Raw genomic sequence first — 23691 nt, 5'->3', positions numbered from 1 at the left:
CGCATCCGACCGGGCACACGATGGCGCCCATCAGTCATCGAAGCGCTTCGCTTTGACGGGGCACCGCACCCCGACCCAAGTACCACGTCAAGGGAGATGTGAAACATGCGTTCGAGAGTGATCACCGCCGCAGGCGCCCTGATCGCCGTGGGTGCACTGCTCGTCGGCTGCTCCGGCGGCGACTCGGGCTCCGACGACGACTCCACCAGTAGCGGCCCCGTCACGCTCCAGTACTGGGCGTGGGGCACGGCCCAGGACCCGATGGTCGAGGCGTGGAACAAGGCCCACCCCGACATCCAGGTCAAGCACACCGACGCCGGTGGCGGCACGGACTCCTCCGCCAAGCTGCTCACCGCGACCCGGGCCGGCAATGCCCCGGACGTGTCCGTCGTCGAGTACCAGACGCTCCCGGCGATGATCGTCGGGGACGTGGCCGCCGACATCACCGAGTACGTCGACGATGACCTCAAGTCGAGCTTCACGGACGCGACCTGGGGCCTGACGACCTTCAACGACGCGATCTACGGCGTCCCGCAGGACGTCGGCCCCATGGCGTTCATCTACAACCAGGCGCGGCTCGACGAGCTCGGCGTCCCGGTGCCCACCACGTGGGCCGAGTTCAAGACCGCGGCGCAGGCGGTCCGCCAGGCCGACCCGACGACGTACCTCGCCACGTTCAACACCACGGAGTTCGGCTTCTTCGCCGGGATGGCGCAGCAGGCCGGCGCGAAGTGGTGGACGGTCGACGGCGACAAGTGGACCGTCGGCATCGACGACGAGGCGTCGAAGGAGGTCGCCGACTACTGGCAGGACCTCATCGACAACGACCTCATCAAGGTCGAGGACCTGCTGACGCCGCAGTGGAACCAGGAGGTCAACGCCGGGCAGGTGCTCTCGTGGCCGTCCGCGCTGTGGGCCCCCGGCGTGATCTACGGCGTGGCCGAGTCCATGGCCGGCCAGTGGGCGATGGCACCGCTGCCGCAGTGGACGCCCGGTGACAGCGCGGTCGCATACCAGGGCGGCTCGGCCGTCGTCGTGACGACGTCGTCGAAGCACCCGAAGGAGGCTGCGGAGTTCGCGGCCTGGATCAACTCCAGCGACGAGGGTGCCGGGATCCAGCTCGAGACGGGCCAGTACCCGGCCTCGACTCTGGGCCAGACGAAGGCGGAGACGTCGGAGCCGCCGCTGCTCATGCCGCAGCAGACCGACTTCTGGCAGCTCGCGTCGACGATCGCCGGCAACACGATCCCGAACATCTCGTGGGGCCCGAACGTCAACGTCGCCCAGTCGGCGTTCCAGGACGCGATGGCCAAGGCCGTGCAGGACGGGACGCCGCTGAGCGACGCCCTCACGGCAACCCAGAAGGTCGTCGTGGACGACATGAAGAAGACCGGGTTCGACGTCAGCGAGTGAGGACGTCCCGGCCGCGGCGTCACGTGCGCCGCGGCCGGGCCTCCCGATGGAGAGTGACATGACGACCACCACCACGACGCCGACGACGACGTCGACAGGTGTCACCACGCCCAAGAAGCTCCGCCGCTCGCCGATCGCCCCCTACGTGTTCGTCGCGCCGGCGGTCGTGCTGTACATCGCGTTCCTGCTCGTGCCGATGCTCTACTCGATCTACCTCAGCTTCCGAGGGCTGCGGCTGGTCTCGGGCGGCGCGTTCGGCAAGCGCAAGGAGGTGTTCATCGGGCTCGGGAACTACGTCTCGGCGATCACCGACCCCGAGTTCCTCGCCGGCTTCGGCCGGCTCGCGATCTACGGCGCCATCGCGATCCCGCTCACCCTCGGCCTGGCCCTCCTGTTCGCGCTCCTGCTCGACCTCGGCGCGACGAAGGCCAAGCGGTTCTCCCGCACGTCGATCTTCATCCCGTACGCCGTGCCCGGGGTCGTCGCGACCCTCATGTGGGGCTTCATGTACCTGCCCCTGACCAGCCCGTTCTCGTACATCACCGAGAAGCTGGGCTGGGGCACGATCCCGTTCCTGGAGAACCCCTGGATCTTCGGCTCCGTCGCCAACATCGCGATCTGGGGCGGCGTCGGGTTCAACATGATCATCATCTACACCTCGTTGCGCGGGATCCCGGGCGAGCTCTACGACGCGGCTCGCATCGACGGCGCCAACGAGTGGCAGATCGCCTGGCGGGTCAAGGTGCCGCTGGTGACTCCGGCCCTTGTCCTGACCGGTCTGTTCGCGCTCATCGGCACGCTCCAGGTCTACGGCGAACCGACCACCCTTCGACCCATGACGAGCGCGATCTCCCAGACCTGGGTGCCGCTCATGACGATCTACCGCGACGCGTTCATCCGCGACGACCTGCCTCGCGCCGCCGCGAGCTCGGTGTTCCTCGCGGTGTGCACCGTTGCCCTGTCCGTGATCCTCCTGCGGCTCACGCAGAAGCGCGCGTTCGGAGGAGAGAACTGATGGCCCGCCCGACCCTCGCGCACGACACGGTGCGCACCCCGTTGCTGTCGAAGGCGATTCCGACCGCGGTCATCCTCGTCGGGGCGCTGTACTGCCTCGTGCCGGTCGCCTGGGTGCTCGTCGCCTCGACGAAGTCGCGCTCGGAGCTCTTCACGACCTTCACGTTCGCCCCCGGCACGGGGCTGATCGACAACCTCCACGACCTGTTCGCGTACGGCGGCGGGCAGTACACGACCTGGGCCCTCAACAGCCTCCTGTATGCAGGAGTGGGCGCCGTGCTCTCCGTCATCGTCTCGGCGATGGCGGGCTACGGCCTGGCGAAGTACCAGTTCCGCGGCCGCGACCTCGTGTTCTACGCGATCCTCGCCGGAGTCCTCATCCCCGGCATCACGCTCGCGATCCCGCAGTACCTGCTGATGTCGCAGATCGGTTTCGCCGGGTCGTACCTGTCCGTCCTGCTGCCGGTGATCGTCTCGCCGTTCGGCATCTACCTCTGCCGGGTGTTCGCGGCGGCGTCCGTACCGGTCGAGACCATCGAGGCCGCCCGGCTCGACGGCGCCGGCGAGGCCCGGATCTTCACGAGCATCGGCGTGCCGATGATGATCCCCGGCATGGTGACCGTCTTCATGCTGCAGTTCGTCGGCATCTGGAACAACTTCCTGCTGCCGTTCATCATGCTGTCGGACCAGAGCAAGTACCCGATCACGGTCGGGCTCTACACGCTGCTGTCCAAGGGGTCCGGAGAACCGGCGCTGTACAGCGTCGCGATCATCGGCGCGGCCGTGTCGATCATCCCGCTCGTCGCGCTCCTGCTCTTCCTCCAGCGGTTCTGGCGCCTCGACCTGATCAGCGGCGGGCTCAAGGGATGAGCTCTCCTGACCCGGCCGCGCGCCGCGCGGTCGGCCTGGACGTAGAGGTCAGCGTTCTGACCGTCGGCGCCTCGGCGCTCGGCAGCGACCGCGTCGACGACGAGACAGCGGCGGCCACGATCACCGCGGCGCTGACGGGTCCGCTCGCGGTGCTCGACACGAGTAACGGCTACGGCCGCTCGGAGGAGCGGATCGGGTCCGTGCTGCGGTCGCTCGGCGGCGTCCCGGCGGGGCATCTCGTCGCGACGAAGGTGGACCCGGCCGATGGGGTCGACGACTTCTCCGGCGACGGCGTCCGACGCTCGGTCGAGGAGAGCCTGGAGCGGCTGGGGCTCGACCGCCTGCCGCTGGTGCACCTGCACGACCCCGAACGCATCACGTTCGCGGCGGCGACGGCACCGGGCGGACCGCTGGAGGCGCTGCTCGCGCTGCGGGACGAGGGCGTCGTCGGGCTCGTCGGCGTCGCCGGCGGACCCGCGGCCATGATGGAGCGCTTCGTGCGGCTCGGCGTCTTCGATGCCCTCGTCACACACAACCGGCTCACCCTGCTCGACAGGTCCGCCGACGCCCTGCTCGACGCGGCCGTCGAGCACGGGGTGGCGGTCTTCAACGCCGCGCCCTTCGGCGGCGGGATCCTCGCCCGGGAGCCGCGGCCCGGCGTCCCCCTGACGTACGCGTACCGGCCGGCGACTCCCGACCACCTCGCGGCGCTCACGGCGATCGCCGCGGCGTGCGCCCGGCACGGTGTCCCGGTGCCCGCTGCGGCGCTGCAGCTCTCCACGCGCGACCCGCGCGTCGCGTCGACGATCGTCGGGGCGACCCGGCCGCAGCAGATCGACGACGCGCTCGCCTGGGCGCGACACCCCGTACCCGCCGACCTGTGGGACGAGCTCGCCACGCTGGTCCCGGACCAGCGCGTGTGGCTCGGTCCCGACGGTCGATGACCCCGCAGCAGGAGACACCGATGACCCGCACGCCGTTCGTCCCCGACCGGTTCTGGTTCGGCGGCGACTACAACCCCGAGCAGTGGCCGCGCGAGGTCTGGGCGCAGGACGTCGAGCTCATGCAGCGCGCCGGCGTGAACATCGCGACGATCGGTGTCTTCTCCTGGGCGCTGCTCGAGCCAGAGGAAGGCCGCTACGAGCTGGGCTGGCTCGACGACGTCGTCGAGACGCTGCACGCGGGCGGGATCGGCGTCGTGCTCGCGACCCCGACGGCCTCCCCGCCGCCCTGGTTCAGCGCGGCCCACCCGGACGCGCTGCCCGTCCTGGCCGACGGGACGCGGCTGTCCCACGGCAGCCGAGACACCTACTGCGTGTGCGCGCCCGCCTACCGCGAGCGCTCCCGATCGATCGCCGGCGTCCTGGCCCGCCGGTACGGCGCGCACCCAGCGCTGAAGGCGTGGCACGTGCACAACGAGTACGGCACGTACTGCTGGTGCGACCACGTCGCCGCGGCGTTCCGGTCGTGGTTGCAGGCGCGGTACGGAACGCTCGACGCGCTGAACGAGGCGTGGTGGACGACCTTCTGGAGCCAGCACTACGAGTCGTGGGACGACGTCCTGCCGCCCCGCGCGACCCAGTACCTGCACAATCCGACCCAGGCCGTCGACTTCCGCCGCTTCTTCTCCGACGAGATGCTCGACGCGTACCGCGAGCAGAGTGCGGAGATCCGCGCCACCGGTTCCTCAGCCCCCATCACGACGAACTTCATGCTCCCCACCTGGAACCACCTCGAGCAGTGGAGCTGGTCCGCCGAGCTCGAGTTGCCGTCCGTCGACCACTACCTCGACACGACGGGTCCCGATGGTGAGGCGCACGTCGCCTACGGCTCAGACCTCACGCGGTCGTGGGCCGACGGAGGACCCTGGCTGCTCATGGAGCAGTCGATGAGCTCGATCTCGACCGACGGGCGGATCGCGTTCAAGGACCCGGCTCGAGCGGTGCGCAACTCGCTCGGCTACGTGGCGCGCGGGGCTCAGTCGTCGCTCTTCTTCCAGTGGCGCGCGTCGGCGGCCGGCTCGGAGGCCTGGCACGGCGCGATGGTGCCGCACGCAGGTGCCGACTCCGCGACGTTCCGGGCCGTGTGCGAGCTCGGCTCGGTCCTCGACTCGATCGCCGAGGTGCTGAGCCCGCCCGCCGACGGACGCCTGGTCGACAGCGGGATCGCGGTCTGGTGGCACGCCGAGGGTTGGTGGGCACTGGAGAACCGCAGCCTGCCATCGGACCACCTGAGTTACTCCGACGCCGTGCGCTCCGTGCACCGCGCGGCGTGGCACGCGGGGCTGCAGGTCGACTTCACGCGGCCCGGGTCCGACCTGTCCCGGTACCAGGTGCTGCTGGTCCCGAGCATGTTCGCGCTCGACGACGACGCCGTCCGCTCGGCCGAGGAGTTCGTCGCGGGCGGCGGCCACCTCGTGGTCTGGCCGTTCACCGGGATCGCGGACGAGAACCTGCACGTCGTCACCGGCGGCTACCCCGGCCGGCTGCGCGAGCTGGTCGGTCTTCGCGTCGAGCACATCGCGCCGCTGGCCCCCGGCGAGACCGTGACGCTGGACGACGGCTCGACGGGGTCGGTGTGGTCGGAGCTCGTGCAGCCCGTCGACGCCACGGTGCTGCGCCGGTACCGCGGCGGCGACCTCGACGGGCAGCCGGCGCTCACGCGGGTGCAGCGCGGGGCGGGGACTGTCACCTACGTCTCGACCCACCTGGACCTTGCGGCGACGCGCGCCCTGCTCGAGGAGGTCGCGTCCGGGGCCGGGGTGACGCCCGTGGTGCCGGACCGACCGGGCGACGTCGAGGTCGTGCGCCGGCGCGGGCGGGACTACGACTACCTGTTCGTGCTCAACCACGGCGACGTCCCGGCGCGTGTGGCCGGGCCAGGCCTCGACCTGGTCGGCGGCGGCCGCACCGACGCAGGAGTTCCGGTGACAGCCGGCGGCTACCTCGTCGTGCGCGAGGACGCCGGAGCCGCCTGGGCCGTGACGCTCGCATGATGTCTGCGGCCCGCGTGCCGACCCGTCCGGTCATCGCCGGGTTCCACCCTGACCCCAGTGTCTGCCGGGTGGGCGAGGCGTTCTACCTCGCGTGCTCGAGCTTCGAGTACGCCCCCGGCGTTCCCTTGTTCCGTTCCGTCGACCTCGTCGACTGGACGCTCGTCGGGCACGCGCTCGACCGTCCGGACCAGCTCGCACTCGCGCGGGTCGGTCCGTCGGGCGGGATCTACGCGCCCACGCTCCGGCACCACGACGGCCGGTTCTGGCTCGTGACGACGAACGTGGACGACGGCCCCGGCCACCTCGTGGTGAGCGCGGCCGACCCTGCCGGCCCGTGGTCGGCCCCCGTGCGCATCGAAGAGGCCGGTGGCATCGACCCCGACCTGGCCTGGGACGATCTCGGAACCTGCTACCTGACCTGGTCCGACGGCGGAATCGTGCAAGCCGAGGTCGACCTCGACTCCGGGCGCCTGCTGACCGAGCCCCGGCGGCTCTGGAGTGGCACCGGCGGCCGGGACCCGGAGGGACCGCACCTGTACCGCGTCGGCGACACGTGGTACCTCGTCCTCGCCGAAGGGGGCACCGGTCTCGGGCACGCAGTGTCGGTCGCCCGCGGGGCGGCCCCCACGGGGCCGTTCGAGCCGTTCGGCGAGAACCCCGTGCTGACGGCTCGTGGAACGAACCGGCCGGTGCAGAGCACCGGGCACGGCGACCTCGTGGAACGGTCCGACGGCTCGTGGGCCCTCGTGCACCTCGGGGTGCGGCCCGCGGGGCGGTTCCCGGGCTGGCACGTGCTCGGACGGGAGACCTTCGCCGCGAACGTCGACTGGGTGAACGGCTGGCCGCGGGTAGGCGAGCCGCTCGAGCCACCGGAGACCGCCGGTTGGTCACAGCGGCTCGACGCGACGGTGCCGGAGCTCCCGGCTGACTGGGTCGGAGCCGCAGTCTTCCCCGACGAGGTCCTGCGCCGGGCCGAAGGCCGATGGCGGCTCTCGTCGCCGGCCGAGTCGACCGGCGACGAGGACGCTCGGACGTTCGTGGGACGGCGCCAGGAGCATCGCGACATGACAGTCAGGGCGCGGATCGACGCGACCGGCGGTGGCGGCGGTCTGGAGGTGCGCATCGACCCTCGGCACGCGCTCACCCTGGAGGTCGACGGCGGTCGGGTGCGTGCCGTGGCGCGGATCGGGACCGTGACGACTCCGGTCGGGGAGTGGCACGGCGAGCCCGGCGACGATCCCGGCGGCGTCGTGCTCGAGCTGCGGGCCGATCCCGGCGCCGATGGTGCCGGCGGACCCGACGTGCTCATCGCCTCCGTCGAGCGGTCGGGAGAGCGCGCCGAGCTAGGTCGACTCGACGGCCGCTATCTGTCGAGCGAGGTCGCCGGCGGGTTCACCGGGCRGATGGTCGGTGCGGTGTGCTCGCGCGGACACGTCGACGTGCTCGAGCTTGAGTACGCCGGAGCGACCCGAGCGGTCACGTCGTCCGCGCGATGACGATCAGCAGCATCGTCACCAGGAACCCGGTGACCAGGTTGAGCCAGAGGAACCGGCGCCAGCCGGCGTTGGCGCGCTCGCAGTCCCCGTCGCGCACGGACCAGAACTGCGCCGCGTTGACGGCGTACGGGATGGGCAGCACCGCCGCGAGCGACCCGGGCCACGGGACCACGAGCAGCACGGCCGCGGCCAGCACGTAGAGCACCGTCGACGCGACGACCGTCCGGTGCGCGCCCAGCGCGGTCGCCACCGACGCGATGCCGCCCTCGCGGTCGGCGCGCACGTCCTGCACCGCCCCGAACGCGTGCGACGCCATCCCCCACAGCACGAACGCGACGAGCACCGGCCACGTGGTCGTCGCTCCCAGGTCGGCGCCGACCAGCACCAACGCGTACAGCAGGGGGCCGACGAAGTGCATCGCGGACGTCAGGGAGTCCAGCACCGGCCGCTCCTTGAACCGGAGCGCGGGCGCGGAATAGGCGACGACGAGGAAGAGCACCAGCGCCAGGGTCGCGTTCGCGGCGGCGTCGCCGACCAGCAGCAGGTAGACGACGAACGGCACCGTGGTGACGACGCACGCCCACAGGATCCGGCGGTGCACCTGTCGCGCGCGGGCCGGCTCCACGAGGCCGCCCTCGATGCCGCCCTTGCGGGGGTTGCGCAGGTCGGAGGCGTAGTCGAAAACGTCGTTGATGCCGTACATCAGCAGGTTGTAGGGGCCCAGGAAGAACAGGGTGCCGACGACGAACGTCGCGTCGATCCGGCCGCCCGTCGCAAGCAGGTAGCCGGCCGCGAACGGGTACGCGGTGTTGATCCACGAGAACGGGCGCGAGGCCGCGAGGACCTCCCTCACGGCTCGTCCCGCCGACGCCCCAGCACGACCCAGAGGACCGGCATGCCGATGGCCGCCGCGATCGCGTACGCGAAGTCCTCGAGCGGCGCGCCCCAGATGCGGATGCCAAGGATCTTGTCGGGGTCGAACACGTACAGGTCGGCGGCGATCATGATCGTGTCGAAGACCGCGGTCAGCACGCACAGGAGCACCGCGGTCGCGACGAGCGGGATCGCCCGCATCCGGCGCAGGACCGGGAACGACACCGCAGCGAGCACCGCCAGGACCACGACGTTGAGGACGATGTTCGTCATGCGTCGCCCCCGCGCAAGCGGTCGACCGCGCGCCACGCCAGCAGGGCCGTGTAGCAGAGCAGCGCCAGGAAGAACGCCTCCTCCACCGGCAGCTCGGGCGCCAGCAGCAGGCCGGTCATGTGGGGCGAGTCGCCGCGGGCGAAGATCCCGAGCAGCAGGCCGATGCCGTCCCACGCGAGGAAGCCGACCACGCCGATCCCGACGGTCAGGGCGGCCCGGCGGGGGTCGGACCAGAAGGCGAGGCGGAACCGGCGGTCCAGCAGCGCGAGCCCGCCCAGCGACACGAGCAGGGCGCCGAGGTACAGGACGCTCATCCGACCTGCTCGGTCCACACCCCACGCGGCAGCGCGGCGGCCAGGAACCCCGGCCGCAGCGGCGCGGGCAGCGGGCGCGACGACGTCTCCCCCAGCATCCGCTTGACCACGAGCTCGGCGCTGATCAGGCACATCGGCAGTCCCACACCGGGGATGGTGCCACCCCCGACGTGCAGCACGTTCGGGACGCGCGCGGAGGCGTCGCCCGGCCGGAACATCGCGCTCTGCCGCAGCGTGTGCTCCATCCCGAGCGCCGTGCCGCGCCACGAGGAGAAGTCGCGCGCGAAGTCCGCCGGGCCGACCACCCTTCGGGTCACCACGCGGCCGCGCAGGTCCGGCACGCCCGCCCAGCCGCCGATCTGGTCCAGGTACCGGTCGGCGTGCCGCTCGAGCGCGTCCCCGCTCAGCGACGGGTCGGCCGGGAACGGGACCAGCACGAACAGGTTCTCGTGCCCGGGCGGCGCCGCCGACGGGTCGCTCGCCGTGGTCCGCGAGACGTACATCGACGCGACCTCGGGCACCCGCAGCCCCTCGGGCGGGGTCGACCGTCCCGTCCCGAGGATGTCCTCGAAGTTCGTCGGCCAGTCGCGCGTGAAGAAGAGCGAGTGGTGCGCCAGCTCCGGCAGCTCGCCGCGCACGCCGGCCATGACCAGCAGAGCCGAGATGCCCGGCCCCMGGTCCTCCCACCACTCCTCGGGCAGGTCCCGGTGCCGGCCCAGCAGCGCGGTCTCCGTGTGGTGGCGGTCCGCGGCGGAGACGACGACGTCCGCGGGCACCCGCGAGCCGTCGGCCAGCCGGACCCCGCGGGCGGTGCCTGACCTGCGCGGATGCTTCGTCGACCGCGGTGCGTCATCGATGTCGATCGCGACGACGTCGGCCCCCGTGCGCACCTCGACGCCCTCCTTGCGGGCGATCCGCTCGAGCGCCTCGATCACCGTGTACATCCCGCCGCGGGGAAAACGTACGCCGTCGATCAGGTCGAGGTGGCTCATGAGCGAGTACAGCGCCGGAACCCGGTACGGCGAGGACCCGAGGAACACGGCGTGATAACCCAGGACCTGCCGGAGCACCGGGTCGGTCACGGTCGCGGCGACCTTGTCGGCGAGCGTCCCGGTCAGCAGCCCCGCCAGCGTCCCCGACTGCCGGAGGGTCTCCGCGGACAGCAGCCGGTCCGGTCGCGCGAACGTCGTGTAGAGGAACGAGTCGAGGGCCGTCCGGTACGCCTGCGTGGACTGCTCGGCGTACCGCCGCATCGCATCACCCGCACCGGGCTCGCGCGCGTCGAAGGTGGCCCAGTTGGCCTCCGGGTCCGCCACGACGTCAAAGGGCTCGGCCCCCTCCGGGAACAGCCGGTACGCCGGGTCCAGCCGCTCCAGCTCGACGTGGTCCTCGATCCGCTCGCCCAGCAGCGCGAACGCGTGCTCGAAGACCTCGGGCATGAAGTACCAGGACGGGCCCGTGTCGAACCGGAACCCGTCGATCGACAGCGTGCCGGCGCGCCCGCCGAGCTGGTCGTGACGCTCCAGGAGCGTCACCTGGGCGCCCCCGCGCGCCAGCAGCGCGGCCGTGGTCAGGCCGGCGATGCCGCCGCCGATCACCACGACGCGGCCGGGGCCGGGTCGATGCCCGCGAGAGCTCATGCGTCGACCGCGCGACCCGCCCGCGCCTCCGACAGCACGGACTCGCCGACCACCAGCAGCTTGACGGGCGTCGGCAGGCGCACGCGCCCGACCAGCAGCGACTCCGGCGGCCGCGTCGCGATCTCGTCGAGCAGCCGCTGGTACAGGGCCAGCGTCGCCCCGACGGCGTACCGCGCGCGCCGCGGGAGCGTGGGGACGGCCGCGCGCGCGGTGGCGACGTCGGCGTTGATCTCCTCGAGGATCGCCTGCAGCTGCGCCGCGTCGAGGTGGCCCGGTGTCGTGCCCGGGAAGTACGTCCGGCCCAGCTCCTCGCTGTCCGCACCCAGGTCGCGCAGGAAGTTGATCTTCTGGAACGCCGCACCGAGCGCCCGCGCGCCGGCCACCTGCGTCTCGTCGGGCTCCCGGACGGGCTCGTCGGGGCGCCGGTCCTCGTTGAGGAACGCCCGGACGCACATGAGCCCCACCACCTCGGCCGACCCGAAGACGTAGGTCTCGTAGCTGGCGCGATCGTGCTCGTGCACCGTGAGGTCGGCCCGCATGGACGCGAAGAACGGCGCCGTCTCGGAGGCGGTGATCCCCACCCGACGGGCGGTCCGGGCGAACGCGTGCACCACGAGGTTGGTGGAGTACCCGGTGCGGAGCGCGCGCGCGGTCTGCTCCTCGAGCTCGTCCAGCTCGGCGCCCGCGTCGTCGCCGCGGTAGGTGTCCACCACCTCGTCGGCCAGCCGCACGAGCGCGTAGACGGCACGGATGTCCTGCTGCGCCCGCCGCCCGAGCAGGCGCGTCCCCAGTCCGAAGGACGTGGAGTAGGCGGCCAGCACGCCGGCGCTGGTCCGGGCGGCCGTCGAGTCGTAGAGGCGCAGCGCCCGGTCACGCGCGGATCGCGCCTGCGCCATGGTGTCCCCCGCCACTCAGTGACCCCGTCCCACGAGGTCGTCGACCACGCCCACAAGGTAGCCCCCCAGAGGCTCCGGCAACCCGCCGAGCGCCAGCTCGCGCGCGCACTGGCCGGTCCGCCGCGTCAGCTCCCGCACCTCGTCCAGCGCGCCGCTCGACACCATCACCTGCCGCACTGCCGCCGCACCCGCGTCATCGAGGTCGGGTCGCCCCACCTGCGCGTCCAGCACGGCACACCCCGCTGCATCGGCCAGCCAGTACGCCCGGCGCAGCAGCTCCGTGCGCTTGCCCTCCCGCAGGTCGGAGAGCACGGACTTGCCGGTGACCTCGGGGTCGCCGAACACCCCGAGCTCGTCGTCGGTCAGCTGGAACGCGACGCCGAGGGCCAGGCCGACCGCCCTGAGCTGCGCGACCCGCTCCTCGTCGGCACCGGCGAGCACCGCGCCGACCACCAGGGGCAGCGCGCCGGAGTACGCGGCTGTCTTCAGCTCGGCCACCGCGAGCGCGTCCACGTCCCCCGGAGAGCTGAGCGACGCCGTGATGTCGAGCAGCTCGCCGACGACGGTGGTCTCGATGCCCTGGCCCAACAGCCCCACCACGCGCAGCAGCGCGGCGGGCTCCGCCGGGGCGTCGGCCACCAGCGAGAACGCCGAGGCGATCGCCAGGTCCCCCGCGAGGACACCTGCCGCGAGCACCTGGTCCGCCACAGCCCGGTCGTCGAGCCCGTCCACGGCCAGCCGGGCACGCGTGGCACCCGCGACGTTGGGCCGACCCCGCCGCACCTCGTCGTGGTCGAGCAGGTCGTCGTGCACGAGCATCGCCGTGTGCAGCACCTCGATCGCCGCTGCCACTGGTGCGACCGCACGCGCGTCGGCGCCGCCGAGCCCCAGGTAGGCCGCGACCGCCAACCGGGGCCGCATGAGCTTGCCGCCGACGACGCCCGCCAGGTCGGTCCACAGGCGGCCCACGACGTCTGACCGGCCCTGCGCCGCGCGCAGGCGGGCGCCGAGGAAGTCGTGGAGAACCACCGTCGTCTCGGCCATCGCGCGCTCCACCGCCTCCGCGAGGTCGGCGGCGTCGGCCGGCCGGAGCGTCACCTGCGGCTCTGACTGCACGAGCCCTCCTGTCCTGGTCCCGGTCCTGCGCAGGAATGCTCAGCATACTGAGCATCTACCTGAGCGCATGGTGAACACCTCTGGGGACCCTTCGGCCCGGAGGGCCTCGACGGATGCACCGGCGCGGAACCTGGTGCGCGTGCGGCCGTTCGCCGTCGTCGTCGGTACGCTCGGGCGCATGACATGGCTGGTCACCGGGGGTGCCGGGTACATCGGGTCGCACGTGGTGCGGGCGTTCGGGCAGGTCGGCCTGGAGACGGTGGTCCTCGACGACCTCTCCAGCGGGCACCGATCGTTCGTCCCCGACGACGTTCCTCTGGTCGAGGGCTCGATCCTCGACACGGACCTCGTGGCGGACACGCTGTCGCAGCACGGCGTCGTCGGCGTCGTGCACCTGGCGGGGTTCAAGTACGCCGGCGTCTCGGTCGACCGCCCCCTGCACACGTACGAGCAGAACGTCACCGGCACGGCGCACCTGCTCGAGGCGATGGCGTCGCAGGGCGTCGACGCGATCGTGTTCTCGTCGTCGGCGGCCGTCTACGGCACCCCGGACGTCGACCTGGTCACCGAGGCCACGTCGACCAACCCGGAGTCGCCGTACGGCGAGTCCAAGCTCATCGGCGAGTGGCTGCTACGCGACCAGGGCACCGCCGTCGGCCTGCGCCACACGTCGCTGCGCTACTTCAACGTCGTCGGCTCGGCCACCCCGGACCTCTACGACACCAGCCCGCACAACCTCTTCCCGCTGGTGCTCAACGCCCTGGCGGAGGGCCGCACGCCGCGCATCAACGGCACCGACTACGCGACGCCCGACGGCACCTGCGTCCGCGACTACATCCACGTCGCCGACCTCGCCGACTCCCACGTGGCCGCCGCCCAGGCGCTCGCCGCCGGGCGCACCCTCGAGCCCGTCTACAACCTGGGGTCGGGCGACGGCGTGTCCGTGCGCGAGATCATGACCGCCATGGCCGACGGCACCGGCATCCCGTTCGAGCCCGACACCGCCCCGCGTCGCCCCGGCGACCCGGCCCGCATCGTCGCGTCGGGCGAGCTGGCCACCCGGGACCTGGGCTGGCAGATGCGCCACTCGCTGCTCGACATGGTCACCAGCGCCTGGGAAGCCCGCCAGGCGCACTGAACCCGCGCGTCAGAGCGCCTGGAGCCTCGGCAGCTGCTCCACGAGACCCTCGAGCACCGACTCGCTGCCGGCGTAGATCCCGTCCGCCCGCGGCCAGTGCACGACCACGTCGCTGAACCCCAGCCCCGCGGCGCGCTCGATCCCCTCGGTCACCAGGTCCAGCGACGTCATCGAGAAGATCGGTGCCCCGTCCAGGCTCAGGTACCGCCTCAGCGGTGCTTCACGGACCGCGCGTGCGGTCGCCTCGATGGCGTCGAGCCGCTCGAGCATCGTCGCGAGCCCGGTCCACCACTGCTCCTGCGCGGCGGAGGGGTCGTCGGGCACGTCCTCGGTGGCGTACGCCGGCCCGTACGTGGCCCACCCCTGCCCGTACCGCGCGGCGAGCGCCATGGCGCGGGGGCCGTTGGCGGCGACGACGAACGGAGTGCGCGGTTGCGCGATCGTGCCGGGGATCATCCGGGCCTGGTCGGCGCGGTAGAACTCCCCCTGGTGAGACGTGACGGGCTGCGTCAACAGTTGGTCGAGCAGCTCGACGAACTCCTCGAACCTCCGGGTGCGCTCCCCTCGGGTGGGCGGGTCGCCGGTGACGGAGGCGTCGAAGCCCTCACCGCCCGCGCCGACCCCGAGCAGGAACCGGCCGCCGCTGACGTCGTCGAGACCCATCACGTCCTTGGCGAACGGCACCGGGTGGCGGAAGTTCGGCGACGCCACCCACGTGCCCAGCCCGATCCGCTCGGTGACGGCGGCCGCGGCGGCGAGCAGCGGCACGGTCGCGAACCACGGCTCGTCCACCAGCGACCGCCAGGCCAGGTGGTCGTACGTCCACGCGTGGTCGAAGCCCCACTCCTCGGCCTGCTGCCACCTGCGACGAGCCGGCGCCCAGCGCTCCTGCGGCAGCAGAGTGATCCCCACAGCAACCATGCAGCGACCCTACGCGTGCGCGTGGTCCTCCCTGCCCGTGGTGGACGGAGGCTCCAGCTGGAACGTGCAGTGGTCGACGTCGAAGTGACCTGCCAGGCAGCGGCGCAGGTCGTCGAGCACCCTGCCAGCCTCACCGCGGGACAGGAGCTCGTCGGGCACCTCGACGTGCGCCGACAGGACGGGGACTCCGGAGGTGATCGTCCAGGCGTGCAGGTCGTGCACCCCCAGCACGCCGCGGACGCCGCAGATGTGCGACCGGATCGCGTCCAGGTCGACCCCGCGCGGCGTCGCCTCCAGCAGCACCGCACCGACCTCGCGCAGGAGGGCGACCGCGCGCGGCACGATCATGAGGCCGATGACGACCGACGCGATCCCGTCGGCCCGCTCGAACCCGGTGGTCAGCACGACCACCGCGGCGACGACGACGGCCGCCGAGCCGAGCAGGTCGCCCAGCACCTCCAGGTAGGCGCCCCGGACGGTGAGCGACTCCGCCTGCCCCCGGCGCAGGAGTGCCAGCCCGACGGCGTTGGCGACGAGGCCGACGACGGCGACCGCGAGCATCAGGCCCKCCTCGACCGGCCTCGGCGTCACGAGGCGCGCGATCCCGCCGACGATCACGCCGATCCCGACGACCGCGATGACCAGCCCGTTCACCAGCGCGGCGAGGATCTCGGCGCGCTGCCACCCGAAGGTGCGGGTGGCCGTCGCGGGTCGGGCGGCGAGGGCCGTCGCGCCGAGCGCCAGGCCCACCCCGGCGGCGTCGGTGAGCATGTGGCCGGCGTCGGCGATCAGGGCGAACGACCCGGAGACGAGCCCGCCCACCACCTCGACCACCAGCACGACGAGCGTGAGGACGAGCACCGCGAGCAGCCGCCCGCGGTGCGCCTGCGCCGCGGTGGAGTGCGAGTGGTCGTGACCCACGGTCAGTCCCAGCCCAGCTCGTGCAGCCGCTCGTCGTCGATGCCGAAGTGGTGCGCGATCTCGTGCACCACCGTGACCGCGACCTCCTCGACGACGTCGTCCCGGTCGTCGCAGATGGCCAGGGTGGGCAGCCGGAAGATCGTGATGCGGTCCGGCAGGGACCCGGCGGCCCAGAAGTCGCCGCGCTCGGTCAGCGGGGTGCCCTCGTAGAGCCCCAGCAGCTCGGGCTCCCCGTCGGGCGAGCGGTCCTCCACCAGCACCACGACGTTGTCCATCATCGCGGCCAGCTCGTCGGGGATCTCGTCGAGCGCATCGCGCACGGCGTCCTCGAACTCGGCGAGCGACATGTCGACCATGGGCACCATCCTGCCTGCTCACGAGCACGTGACGGCCGCCACCTCGAGTCACTTTGGAGATCGGGCCGATGACCCCGTATGCTCATCACCGGTCATCCGGCGCCTCGGCGTTGGGGGTTGGATGTTCGCGTTGGACAAGCCCCCATCGTCTAGCGGCCTAGGACCCCGCCCTTTCACGGCGGTAGCACGGGTTCGAATCCCGTTGGGGGTACGAGCAGTACAGCAGTAAGGCCTTGCAGCTTCATCAAGGCCCCGTAGCGCAGTTGGTTAGCGCGCCGCCCTGTCACGGCGGAGGTCGCGGGTTCAAGTCCCGTCGGGGTCGCTCGGTACGTCTGGCCACTTAGCTCAGTTGGTAGAGCGTTCGACTGAAAATCGAAAGGTCGGCAGTTCGACCCTGCCAGTGGCCACATCAGAAGCCCCGCCCGGATCAACCGGAGCGGGGCTTCGTCATGATGCTTGGGCGGCCTCAGCCGAGCAGCTTGGCCTTCGCCGCGGCGAACTCGGCGTCGTCGAGCACGCCGGCCGCCTTGAGATCAGCCAGCTGCGTCAGCTGGGTGATGATGTCGTTCTGTGGCGCCGCAGGAGCCGCCGCCTGCTGGGCGGCGGCCTGGGCCGCCTGCTGCTGCTGGGCCGCGGCCTGCTCCTGTGCGTACTGCGCGTCCTCGGCGTCCTGCGCCCGGCCCGCCTGCCGCCGGGAGACGTTGCCGCTCACCGCCGTCGCGGTGCCGGCGATCACGGCGGTCCGCGCCATGGTCCCGACCAGCCCGGGGCGTCCGATCCGTCGTCCACGCATCACTGACCAGCTCCTTCATTCAGCGCCTCGATGGCGATCTGCACGATCTCCCGCGGGATGCGCTCGAACGCGACGACCTCGCCGCCCGAGCTGCGCACCGCGCTCGCGAGCCTGACGGCCCACGCGTTGTCCCACACCACGACGAGCGCGGTCTGCCCGGGGTCGAGCCCCTCACCGATCTCGAGCAGGTCCGCCTCGCTCAGCAGATCGAGCGGGTCGTCCCCGACCGAGTCCAGCGCCGTGCCCGTCTCCCCCTCCGACGGCTCGATGAGCGTGACGCTGCCGTCGGCAGCCTTGCTCACCTCGGCGAGGTCGATGATGCGGACGGTGCCCGAGCTGTGCAGCTCGCTCAGGGCCGCGGCCACGTCGTCGCCCACGTCGAGCCCGTCGAACAGGATGACCGCCACGTCCACGTGGCCCAGCTGATTGACATCCACTACAGCCATCACGAGCTCCTCTGCGCTCCGGCGGTTCGCCACGGCCGTTCTACCACCAACTGGGGCGAACAGGTGCGCGGCGGGCAGATCGGTCCGGTGTCGGGTGGCGCGCGCGGCAACCTCGCCACCAGCGACTCTGCTCCTAGTCTGGGCGGACCGCCGCCCCACAGGAGGACCCATGGCCAGCCCGTCCGGCTCAGACCGACCTCGTAGCTTCTTCGACCGCTTCACCGAGCCCTTCGCGGAGCGCGCGCGGGAGAAGTTCGAGCAGGTCGAGGACCACGTGCGCGAGGCGATCCAGACGGAGATCGACGCCGTCGCCCGCAGCGTCCGTGCCCGCGCCATCGAGGTGCGCCCGTCCGCGATCGGGTTCGGCGCGGCCGCCCTGCTCACCTTCTTCGGGCTGGCCCTGCTCGTCACGTCCGCGGTACTGGGCCTGGCCCACGCGGTCGAGCCGTGGCTGTCCGCGCTCATCATCGGCGTCGCTCTCCTGCTGATCGGCGCCGGGGTCGCGGCCTGGGCCAAGCGCCGACTGCCCCCGCCTCCGGTCGTCTCCGTGGTGCGCATCCACGAGCCGGTGCACCCGGCCGAGGAGCAGGTGCACCCCTGGGCTGACTGACCCCGCAGGGGTGATCCGGCGCTCACCCCTCGCGCGCCGGATCGCTGACCAGCAGACTGAGTGCTCTACGTACGCGCAGACGAGAGGTCGTACCCATGACCACGCAGTCGGGACCGCCGGGTGACGAGAAGTCGCTGGGCCAACTCGTATCCGATCTGAGCGAGCAGGCCGCCCGCCTGGTCCGCGCGGAGATCGACCTCGCGAAGGCGGAGATCACCGGTCGCGCGCAGCAGCTGGGCATCGGCGCCGCCCTCGTCGCCGTCGGCGCCGTGCTCGCGCTCTACCTGATCGCCGCAGGCATCGCGCTCGCGGTCATCGTGCTCGACATCTGGCTGGAGCTGTGGCTCGCCGCACTCATCGTCTGCGCGGTGCTGCTGCTGGTCATCGCGATCCTCGTGCTGATCGGCATCAACCGCATCAAGGCGGGATCGCCGCCCACGCCGGCGCTGGCCATCGAGAACGTGCAGAACGACATCACCGCGGTCAAGGCAGGATTCCAGTCATGAGCGATGACAAGGTCGAGACGCCCGCCAAGGACAAGAAGCCCCCGGTCCCCTTCAGCAGCCCGCAGACGGTCGCGCTCGAGGCGGAGCTCGCCGTCACGCGCGCGCAGCTGGCCTCGACGGTCGACGAGCTGGTCGCCCGGCTCGACCCGCGGGCCCAGGCCGGGCGTGCGGTCGAGTCCGGCCGCCAGCTGTGGACCGACGCGACGAGCGGGGACGCCGACCCCGACGCACGCAAGAGGGCGCTGACGATCCTGGGCAGCGTCGTTGCCGGCACCKCCGCGCTGCTCGCGTTGATCATCGCGGCGAACCGGCGCAGCAGCACGTAGAGAGCGGCAGGCACGACAACTCCGAGCGGCGCTTCATCGCGACGCTCGGAGTTGTGATGTCGTGCTCGGCGCGGTCCCGGCACTCAAAGCCGAGGGCACGTCGAGGAGGGTCGACGGGCCTCGGCCGGGCAGGGACTGTCGTTCAGCCGTCCGACGGGCGCTGCTGCGGGATGCCGTTGAGCAGGTCGCGCACCTCGGACTCGCGGTAACGACGGTGACCACCCAGGGTGCGGATCGACGACAGCTTCCCGGCCTTCGCCCAGCGGGTGACGGTCTTCGGATCGACCCGGAACAGCGTCGCGACCTCAGAGGGCGTGAGCAGCGCTTCGGAATCTGTGGGATGTGCGTTCATCAGCTGCCTCCTGGCTAGCGTGCGGCCTGCGACTCCGACGGCGTCGGCGCCAGGCCAGTTCAGGTGCGGGTGGTGCGGTGTGAAACGTTCTCTTTCGGTGGTGCCACCGGAAGCCTGAGGAGCCGAAACCGGGACATCTCCCACTAGCATGAACGAAAGCCGCAGATGTCGCATTCCAGGACACGGTCCGGTAACGAACCTTCACACGACTCTCATATAGTTCTCATGCAGTGTCATCGAGCCCTCGGACGACGCTTACCCGGTCGAGGTGCCACCACCCTAAACCCGACCAAACGGTCATACACCTCGACGCGCGCATCAAGTGTGCATCGAAGTTGGACGCCGGTCCGAATCCGACCCGCTGACGCGCCGGCCTCCGGGGGTGGGTGCGAGCCAGACGTGACGCGTGTCGCCCGCGGCGAGTGGTCGGAATACCGAACGAGCATGTACCGTTGCCCCACGAAGAGACGATTCAGCACCCCGGGGCCGCACGTGTCAGCACGGAGCCGCCCCGCATCCACGTAAGAGGGGGTCGATGCCATGGGGCGCGGCCGTCAGAAGGCTAAGCAGACGAAGGTGGCCCGGGAGCTGAAGTACTTCAGCCCGGAGACCAACTACCGAGCTCTCGAGCAGGAGCTCACGTCGCACGGCCACAACGATGTCGTGACCGACAACCGCCCCCGTGCGGTCGTGGACACGGACACTGACGACGACAGCGACGACTACCGACGCTGGTCGGACGACGATCGCTGACCGTACTCACCACCTGCGCTGACGCGTAGGGCGGCACTGCACCGCACCATCCCTCGGGGTGGTGCGTGCGTGTCTGCGCAGGTGGTGAGGAACGAGTCTCAGACCCGGTACGAGCCCGTCAGCTGGACGGCTCCCCCGTGCACACCCTTGGTCCCCGCGACGAAGCCGGGCGCCCCGACCACATCGGTGGACCGGTCGGCCTGCCGCACGGTGCCCAGCTCCCAGGCGGGCAGGCCAAGCTCGGCGGCGTGCGCCAGGACGCCGTCCACGGCGTCCGCCGCGACGATCGCCACCATGCCCGCGCCGAGGTTCAGCGTGCCCTCGAGGTCGGTCCACGGGACCTGGCCCAGGCGCTGCACCAGCGAGAACACCGGCGGCAGCGTCCAGCCGCCGCGGTCGATGTCGGCCACGAGGCCCTGCGGCAGCACGCGGGCGACGTTCGACGCGAGGCCCCCGCCGGTCACGTGGCTGTACGCGTGCAGTCCGTCGACGCCCGCGCGCTCGGCCAGGGCCAGGCAGTCGCTCGCGTAGACACGGGTGGGCTCCAGGAGCTCCTCGCCGAGCGTGCGACCGAGCTCGTCGACGTGGCGGTCCAACGACCAGCCGGCCACCGAGACCACCTTGCGCACCAGCGAGTAGCCGTTGGAGTGCAGCCCGCTCGAGCCCAGCGCCAGCAGCACGTCGCCCGCGCGCACGCGCTCCGGCCCGAGCAGCCGGTCGGCCTCGACCACGCCGGTCGCGGCACCGGCCACGTCGTACTCGTCGGGGCCCAGCAGGCCGGGGTGCTCCGCGGTCTCGCCGCCGACGAGCGCCGTACCGGCCACGGAGCACGCCGCCGCGATCCCGCGCACGATGCCCGCGATCCGCTCGGGCACCACGCGCCCGCAGGCGATGTAGTCCGTCATGAACAAGGGCTTGGCGCCGACCACGACGATGTCGTCGACGACCATGCCCACCAGGTCGAACCCGATGGTGTCGTGGATGTCGAGCGCCTGCGCGATGGCGACCTTGGTGCCGACGCCGTCGGTCGAGGTGGCCAGGAGCGGCTTGCGGTACTGGAGCAGCGCGCTCGCGTCGTACAGCCCGGCGAAGCCGCCGACGCCACCGAGCACCTGCGGGCCGTGCGTCGCGCGCACGGCATCCTTCATGAGCTCGACGGCCTTGTCCCCGGCCTCCGTGTCGACGCCGGCGGTGGCGTACGTGACCTGCGGGCCGCTCACGGGTGGTCCAAGGCGCTCGCGCCACCGGCGCTCGGCACGATCGAGAGCAGACCGTCCTCGGGTGCGCCCAGCGGCAGCTCGTTCTGCTCGAGCAGGAACTTGCCCAGCCGGTCGTCCGGCGGCAGCTCGATCGGGTACTGGCCTGTGAAGCACGCGGCGCACAGCTGCGACGCGGGCTGCTCGGTGGCCGCGACCATGCCCTCCGGGGAGATGTAGCCGAGGGAGTCGGCGCCCAGCGACGCGGCGATCTCGTCGACGCCCAGGCCGTTGGCGATGAGCTCCGCGCGGGAGGCGAAGTCGATTCCGTAGAAGCACGGCCACTTCACCGGCGGCGAGCTGATCCGCACGTGCACCTCGGCCGCGCCGGCCTCCCGGAGCATCCGGATGAGCGCGCGCTGGGTGTTGCCGCGCACGATCGAGTCGTCGACGACCACCAGGCGCTTGCCGCGGATGACTTCCTTGAGCGGGTTGAGCTTGAGCCGGATGCCCAGCTGGCGCAGCGTCTGCGACGGCTGGATGAAGGTGCGTCCGACGTACGCGTTCTTGGTCAGCCCTTGCCCGAACGTGATGCCCGACTCGGCCGCGTAGCCGACCGCGGCGGGCGTGCCCGACTCGGGGACCGGGATGACGAGGTCGGCCTCGACGGGGTGCTCGACCGCGAGCCGCCGGCCCATCGCAACGCGGGCGGCGTGCACCGAGCGACCGGCGATCGAGGTGTCGGGGCGGGCCAGGTAGACGTACTCGAACACGCAGCCGGCGCGGTCGGCCGCGGCGAAGCGGCTGCTGCGCAGGCCGTCGGCGTCGATGGCGATGAACTCGCCCGGCTCGATCTCGCGGACGAACGACGCGCCGACGATGTCGAGCGCCGGCGTCTCGCTGGCCACGACCCACCCGCGCTCGAGCCGGCCGAGCACCAGGGGGCGGACGCCCTGCGGGTCCCGCGCGGCGTAGAGCGTGTGCTCGTCCATGAAGACCAGGCTGAACGCGCCGCGCAGGCGCGGGAGCACCTCGAGCGCGGTGGCCTCGAGCGTGTGGTCCGGGTCCCCCGCCAGCAGGGCGGTGATCAGCGCGGTGTCGGTGGTGTTGCCGCGCGCGAGCTCGCCGCGCCGCTGGCTGCCGTAGCGCTCGGCGACGAGGTCGACGAGCTCGGCCGTGTTGGTGAGGTTCCCGTTGTGCCCGAGGGCGACGGTGCCGGCGGACGTGGGTCCGAGCGTCGGCTGCGCGTTCTCCCAGGTGCTGCCACCGGTGGTCGAGTAGCGCGCGTGCCCGATGGCGATGTGCCCCTGCAGGGCGTTGAGCGCGGTCTCGTCGAAGACCTGGGAGACGAGGCCCATGTCCTTGTAGACGAGCAGCTGCTGGCCGTTGGAGGTGGCGATGCCCGCCGACTCCTGGCCGCGGTGCTGCAGCGCGTAGAGGCCGAAGTAGGTCAGCTTGGCGACTTCCTCGCCAGGTGCCCACACACCGAAGACGCCACAAGCGTCCTGGGGGCCTTTTTCGTTGGGGAGGAGGTCGTGGTTCAGACGTCCGTCTGCGCGGGGGGCCACGTGACCATGGTCGCACACGCGTCGGTGTGGGCGACCATGCCGCCCACGGGTCAGTCGCCGGCGGGGACCGCGCGACGAACGCTGCGGCGGTCGGCCAGGATCGCGACCAGCCCTCCGACGAACCCGCCGAGCACGGCGCCGGCGACCGCCATCCAGGTGCGGACCGCGCCCTCGCCGTCGAGGAACGAGATGAAGCCGGAGCCGTCCGCGGCGCGCGCCGCGTCGGGGTGGATCACGATGGTGAGCAGGAGACCGACGATGATCCCGACGAGCGCGCCGGCGGTGATGAACGCGCCGAACTTGGGGGCGTGGCGCACCGTCGCGGGCTCCGCGACCGCGGCCAGCTCTTCCTCCGCCGGGATCGGCACGCCGCGCGCGTCGAGCTCCGGCGGGACGGGCGTCTCGTCGGGGCTGGGCTGGGGGTCGTTCGGCACCCCGTGATCCTAGGTCAACCGCTGCTCAGGGACGGTGTCGCGCGGCCTGCAGCGGCAGCCACTCGCGCAGGTCGGCGCGCTCGCCGGACGCCCGGATCCGACCGTCCGCGGCGGCCTCTTCCCAGGTCAGAGCGCCCGTCACCAGTGCGAGCCACGTCTGCGCGTCGGTCTCCACCACGTTCGGCGGCGTGCCCCGGGTGTGACGAGGACCCTCCACCGCCTGCACGGCGCCGTCCGGCGGCACCCGCACCTCGACCGCGTTGCCCGGCGCCAGCTCGGCCAGCTCCTCGAGCGTGAACCGGACCGCGGTGCGCCGGGCCGGCGTCGGCACGCCCTCCGGATCGGCACGCCAGACCGCGAGCGCCGCGCGTCCGTCGGCGGGGTCGGTGCGTCGGCGGGGAGGCATGGACCGATTCTGCCCCTCGCGGCTACCCTCTCGACCATGACCTCCACGACCTGGCGCTGGCTGCA

27 protein-coding genes and 3 tRNA genes are annotated in these 23691 nt (G+C 71.9%); 14 read left to right on the top strand and 16 right to left on the bottom strand.

Features of this window, described 5'->3' with window-relative positions:
• Positions 1-105 precede the first annotated feature (105 nt).
• From AC1DYZ_RS01000 to AC1DYZ_RS00975, 6 genes are read left to right on the top strand one after another with little or no spacing between them, the layout of a single operon-like run.
• Positions 106-1413, top strand: coding sequence for an ABC transporter substrate-binding protein (locus AC1DYZ_RS01000; protein ID WP_477063362.1), 1308 nt, complete (start codon positions 106-108; stop codon positions 1411-1413).
• 58 nt (positions 1414-1471) lie between these two features.
• On the top strand, positions 1472-2428 hold the full coding sequence (locus AC1DYZ_RS00995) for a carbohydrate ABC transporter permease (protein WP_477063361.1): 957 nt from the start codon (positions 1472-1474) through the stop codon (positions 2426-2428).
• Positions 2428-3297: a carbohydrate ABC transporter permease gene (locus AC1DYZ_RS00990; RefSeq protein WP_456823588.1), complete on the top strand. Its 870-nt coding sequence runs from the start codon at positions 2428-2430 to the stop codon at positions 3295-3297. Before AC1DYZ_RS00995 ends, AC1DYZ_RS00990 begins: the two co-directional genes overlap by 1 nt.
• Positions 3294-4241, top strand: a complete 948-nt coding sequence (locus AC1DYZ_RS00985) for an aldo/keto reductase (protein WP_477063360.1) — start codon at positions 3294-3296, stop codon at positions 4239-4241. Before AC1DYZ_RS00990 ends, AC1DYZ_RS00985 begins: the two co-directional genes overlap by 4 nt.
• Positions 4242-4261: 20 nt before the next feature.
• Positions 4262-6292 carry a beta-galactosidase gene (locus AC1DYZ_RS00980; protein ID WP_477063359.1) on the top strand — a complete coding sequence of 677 codons (2031 nt, stop codon included), beginning with the start codon at positions 4262-4264 and terminating at the stop codon, positions 6290-6292.
• Entirely contained in the window at positions 6292-7788 is a 1497-nt protein-coding gene (locus AC1DYZ_RS00975) for a glycoside hydrolase family 43 protein (RefSeq protein ID WP_477063358.1), read from the top strand. The genes AC1DYZ_RS00980 and AC1DYZ_RS00975 overlap by 1 nt, the downstream gene beginning before the upstream one ends.
• Here the strand turns inward: AC1DYZ_RS00975 and AC1DYZ_RS00970 are convergent.
• Genes AC1DYZ_RS00970 through AC1DYZ_RS00945 form a run of 6 tightly spaced genes read right to left on the bottom strand, consistent with a single transcriptional unit; the run spans position 7769 to position 12900 of the window.
• The gene (locus AC1DYZ_RS00970; RefSeq protein WP_477063357.1) at positions 7769-8641 is read right to left on the bottom strand and encodes a prenyltransferase; all 873 of its coding nucleotides are present in this window, start codon (positions 8639-8641) and stop codon (positions 7769-7771) included. The two genes, AC1DYZ_RS00975 and AC1DYZ_RS00970, sit on opposite strands and share 20 nt — an antisense overlap.
• Positions 8638-8934 carry a lycopene cyclase domain-containing protein gene (locus AC1DYZ_RS00965; protein WP_477063356.1) on the bottom strand — a complete coding sequence of 99 codons (297 nt, stop codon included), beginning with the start codon at positions 8932-8934 and terminating at the stop codon, positions 8638-8640. The genes AC1DYZ_RS00970 and AC1DYZ_RS00965 overlap by 4 nt, the downstream gene beginning before the upstream one ends.
• Complete coding sequence (locus AC1DYZ_RS00960; RefSeq protein WP_477063355.1) at positions 8931-9248, bottom strand: lycopene cyclase domain-containing protein; 318 nt, start codon at positions 9246-9248, stop codon at positions 8931-8933. The genes AC1DYZ_RS00965 and AC1DYZ_RS00960 overlap by 4 nt, the downstream gene beginning before the upstream one ends.
• A complete protein-coding gene (gene crtI / locus AC1DYZ_RS00955) occupies positions 9245-10888 on the bottom strand; it encodes a phytoene desaturase family protein (protein WP_477063354.1) in 1644 nt (547 codons plus the stop codon). Before crtI ends, AC1DYZ_RS00960 begins: the two co-directional genes overlap by 4 nt.
• Complete coding sequence (locus tag AC1DYZ_RS00950) at positions 10885-11799, bottom strand: phytoene/squalene synthase family protein (RefSeq protein ID WP_477063353.1); 915 nt, start codon at positions 11797-11799, stop codon at positions 10885-10887. Before AC1DYZ_RS00950 ends, crtI begins: the two co-directional genes overlap by 4 nt.
• Positions 11800-12900 (bottom strand): polyprenyl synthetase family protein, encoded by a 1101-nt coding sequence (locus tag AC1DYZ_RS00945; RefSeq protein WP_477063352.1) that lies wholly within the window; start codon positions 12898-12900, stop codon positions 11800-11802.
• Positions 12901-13078: 178 nt separating this feature from the next.
• On the opposite strand from AC1DYZ_RS00945, the gene galE reads away from it, so the two are divergent.
• Positions 13079-14038: a UDP-glucose 4-epimerase GalE gene (gene galE / locus AC1DYZ_RS00940; protein WP_477063351.1), complete on the top strand. Its 960-nt coding sequence runs from the start codon at positions 13079-13081 to the stop codon at positions 14036-14038.
• Between the two features lie 9 nt (positions 14039-14047).
• On the opposite strand, the gene AC1DYZ_RS00935 is transcribed toward galE, so the two are convergent.
• Genes AC1DYZ_RS00935 through AC1DYZ_RS00925 form a run of 3 tightly spaced genes read right to left on the bottom strand, consistent with a single transcriptional unit; the run spans position 14048 to position 16236 of the window.
• Positions 14048-14959 (bottom strand): LLM class flavin-dependent oxidoreductase, encoded by a 912-nt coding sequence (locus AC1DYZ_RS00935; RefSeq protein ID WP_477063350.1) that lies wholly within the window; start codon positions 14957-14959, stop codon positions 14048-14050.
• A gap of 9 nt (positions 14960-14968) precedes the next feature.
• Positions 14969-15880, bottom strand: coding sequence for a cation diffusion facilitator family transporter (locus AC1DYZ_RS00930; RefSeq protein ID WP_477063349.1), 912 nt, complete (start codon positions 15878-15880; stop codon positions 14969-14971).
• Positions 15881-15882: 2 nt separating this feature from the next.
• Complete coding sequence (locus tag AC1DYZ_RS00925) at positions 15883-16236, bottom strand: metallopeptidase family protein (protein WP_456823576.1); 354 nt, start codon at positions 16234-16236, stop codon at positions 15883-15885.
• Positions 16237-16374: 138 nt separating this feature from the next.
• Here AC1DYZ_RS00925 and AC1DYZ_RS00920 point away from each other — a divergent pair.
• The 3 genes from AC1DYZ_RS00920 to AC1DYZ_RS00910 all read left to right on the top strand — a co-directional run bounded on the left by AC1DYZ_RS00920 (position 16375) and on the right by AC1DYZ_RS00910 (position 16643).
• Positions 16375-16447, top strand: a tRNA-Glu gene (locus AC1DYZ_RS00920).
• 37 nt (positions 16448-16484) lie between these two features.
• Positions 16485-16558 (top strand) — tRNA-Asp (locus AC1DYZ_RS00915).
• 12 nt (positions 16559-16570) lie between these two features.
• Positions 16571-16643, top strand: a tRNA-Phe gene (locus tag AC1DYZ_RS00910).
• A 59-nt stretch (positions 16644-16702) separates the two neighbouring features.
• On the opposite strand, the gene AC1DYZ_RS00905 is transcribed toward AC1DYZ_RS00910, so the two are convergent.
• Both AC1DYZ_RS00905 and AC1DYZ_RS00900 read right to left on the bottom strand, forming a co-directional pair.
• On the bottom strand, positions 16703-17029 hold the full coding sequence (locus tag AC1DYZ_RS00905; RefSeq protein WP_477063348.1) for an SHOCT domain-containing protein: 327 nt from the start codon (positions 17027-17029) through the stop codon (positions 16703-16705).
• Positions 17029-17475, bottom strand: coding sequence for a DUF6325 family protein (locus AC1DYZ_RS00900; RefSeq protein ID WP_477063347.1), 447 nt, complete (start codon positions 17473-17475; stop codon positions 17029-17031). Before AC1DYZ_RS00900 ends, AC1DYZ_RS00905 begins: the two co-directional genes overlap by 1 nt.
• 169 nt (positions 17476-17644) lie before the next feature.
• Here AC1DYZ_RS00900 and AC1DYZ_RS00895 point away from each other — a divergent pair, with 169 nt between their 5' ends.
• From AC1DYZ_RS00895 to AC1DYZ_RS00885, 3 genes are all read left to right on the top strand, one after another.
• Positions 17645-18085, top strand: a complete 441-nt coding sequence (locus AC1DYZ_RS00895; RefSeq protein WP_477063346.1) for a phage holin family protein — start codon at positions 17645-17647, stop codon at positions 18083-18085.
• Between the two features lie 95 nt (positions 18086-18180).
• Positions 18181-18591 carry a phage holin family protein gene (locus AC1DYZ_RS00890; RefSeq protein ID WP_456823572.1) on the top strand — a complete coding sequence of 137 codons (411 nt, stop codon included), beginning with the start codon at positions 18181-18183 and terminating at the stop codon, positions 18589-18591.
• Positions 18588-18917 (top strand): DUF3618 domain-containing protein, encoded by a 330-nt coding sequence (locus AC1DYZ_RS00885; protein WP_477063345.1) that lies wholly within the window; start codon positions 18588-18590, stop codon positions 18915-18917. Before AC1DYZ_RS00890 ends, AC1DYZ_RS00885 begins: the two co-directional genes overlap by 4 nt.
• 142 nt (positions 18918-19059) lie before the next feature.
• Here AC1DYZ_RS00885 and AC1DYZ_RS00880 read toward each other — a convergent pair whose 3' ends face one another.
• On the bottom strand, positions 19060-19269 hold the full coding sequence (locus tag AC1DYZ_RS00880) for a BldC family transcriptional regulator (RefSeq protein WP_477063344.1): 210 nt from the start codon (positions 19267-19269) through the stop codon (positions 19060-19062).
• A gap of 540 nt (positions 19270-19809) precedes the next feature.
• Between AC1DYZ_RS00880 and AC1DYZ_RS00875 the strand changes: the two genes are divergently transcribed.
• Positions 19810-20022, top strand: a complete 213-nt coding sequence (locus AC1DYZ_RS00875; protein ID WP_456823569.1) for a DUF3073 domain-containing protein — start codon at positions 19810-19812, stop codon at positions 20020-20022.
• 98 nt (positions 20023-20120) lie between these two features.
• Here the strand turns inward: AC1DYZ_RS00875 and purM are convergent, their stop codons facing one another.
• Genes purM through AC1DYZ_RS00855 form a run of 4 tightly spaced genes read right to left on the bottom strand, consistent with a single transcriptional unit; the run spans position 20121 to position 23626 of the window.
• Complete coding sequence (gene purM, locus AC1DYZ_RS00870) at positions 20121-21242, bottom strand: phosphoribosylformylglycinamidine cyclo-ligase (RefSeq protein WP_477063343.1); 1122 nt, start codon at positions 21240-21242, stop codon at positions 20121-20123.
• Positions 21239-22786, bottom strand: a complete 1548-nt coding sequence (gene purF, locus AC1DYZ_RS00865; RefSeq protein WP_477063342.1) for an amidophosphoribosyltransferase — start codon at positions 22784-22786, stop codon at positions 21239-21241. Before purF ends, purM begins: the two co-directional genes overlap by 4 nt.
• A 50-nt stretch (positions 22787-22836) precedes the next feature.
• A complete protein-coding gene (locus AC1DYZ_RS00860; RefSeq protein ID WP_477063341.1) occupies positions 22837-23220 on the bottom strand; it encodes a histidine kinase in 384 nt (127 codons plus the stop codon).
• A 25-nt stretch (positions 23221-23245) separates the two neighbouring features.
• The gene (locus tag AC1DYZ_RS00855; protein ID WP_477063340.1) at positions 23246-23626 is read right to left on the bottom strand and encodes a sterol carrier family protein; all 381 of its coding nucleotides are present in this window, start codon (positions 23624-23626) and stop codon (positions 23246-23248) included.
• Positions 23627-23691 lie beyond the last annotated feature (65 nt).

The sequence above is a fragment of the Cellulomonas sp. P1_C4 genome (genome assembly GCF_056406355.1).
Note: the sequence above shows the minus strand (reverse complement) of the source record. Positions and strands in the feature narration are given on the sequence as shown.

Coding starts and splice junctions, on each gene's coding strand:
- AC1DYZ_RS01000 (WP_477063362.1), top strand. CDS start 106: ATGCGTTCGAGAGTGATCACCGCCGCAGGCGCCCTGATCGCCGTGGGT.
- AC1DYZ_RS00995 (WP_477063361.1), top strand. CDS start 1,472: ATGACGACCACCACCACGACGCCGACGACGACGTCGACAGGTGTCACC.
- AC1DYZ_RS00990 (WP_456823588.1), top strand. CDS start 2,428: ATGGCCCGCCCGACCCTCGCGCACGACACGGTGCGCACCCCGTTGCTG.
- AC1DYZ_RS00985 (WP_477063360.1), top strand. CDS start 3,294: ATGAGCTCTCCTGACCCGGCCGCGCGCCGCGCGGTCGGCCTGGACGTA.
- AC1DYZ_RS00980 (WP_477063359.1), top strand. CDS start 4,262: ATGACCCGCACGCCGTTCGTCCCCGACCGGTTCTGGTTCGGCGGCGAC.
- AC1DYZ_RS00965 (WP_477063356.1), bottom strand. CDS start 8,934: ATGACGAACATCGTCCTCAACGTCGTGGTCCTGGCGGTGCTCGCTGCG.
- AC1DYZ_RS00960 (WP_477063355.1), bottom strand. CDS start 9,248: ATGAGCGTCCTGTACCTCGGCGCCCTGCTCGTGTCGCTGGGCGGGCTC.
- galE (WP_477063351.1), top strand. CDS start 13,079: ATGACATGGCTGGTCACCGGGGGTGCCGGGTACATCGGGTCGCACGTG.
- AC1DYZ_RS00935 (WP_477063350.1), bottom strand. CDS start 14,959: ATGGTTGCTGTGGGGATCACTCTGCTGCCGCAGGAGCGCTGGGCGCCG.
- AC1DYZ_RS00925 (WP_456823576.1), bottom strand. CDS start 16,236: ATGGTCGACATGTCGCTCGCCGAGTTCGAGGACGCCGTGCGCGATGCG.
- AC1DYZ_RS00905 (WP_477063348.1), bottom strand. CDS start 17,029: ATGCGTGGACGACGGATCGGACGCCCCGGGCTGGTCGGGACCATGGCG.
- AC1DYZ_RS00900 (WP_477063347.1), bottom strand. CDS start 17,475: ATGGCTGTAGTGGATGTCAATCAGCTGGGCCACGTGGACGTGGCGGTC.
- AC1DYZ_RS00895 (WP_477063346.1), top strand. CDS start 17,645: ATGGCCAGCCCGTCCGGCTCAGACCGACCTCGTAGCTTCTTCGACCGC.
- AC1DYZ_RS00890 (WP_456823572.1), top strand. CDS start 18,181: ATGACCACGCAGTCGGGACCGCCGGGTGACGAGAAGTCGCTGGGCCAA.
- AC1DYZ_RS00880 (WP_477063344.1), bottom strand. CDS start 19,269: ATGAACGCACATCCCACAGATTCCGAAGCGCTGCTCACGCCCTCTGAG.
- AC1DYZ_RS00875 (WP_456823569.1), top strand. CDS start 19,810: ATGGGGCGCGGCCGTCAGAAGGCTAAGCAGACGAAGGTGGCCCGGGAG.
- AC1DYZ_RS00855 (WP_477063340.1), bottom strand. CDS start 23,626: ATGCCTCCCCGCCGACGCACCGACCCCGCCGACGGACGCGCGGCGCTC.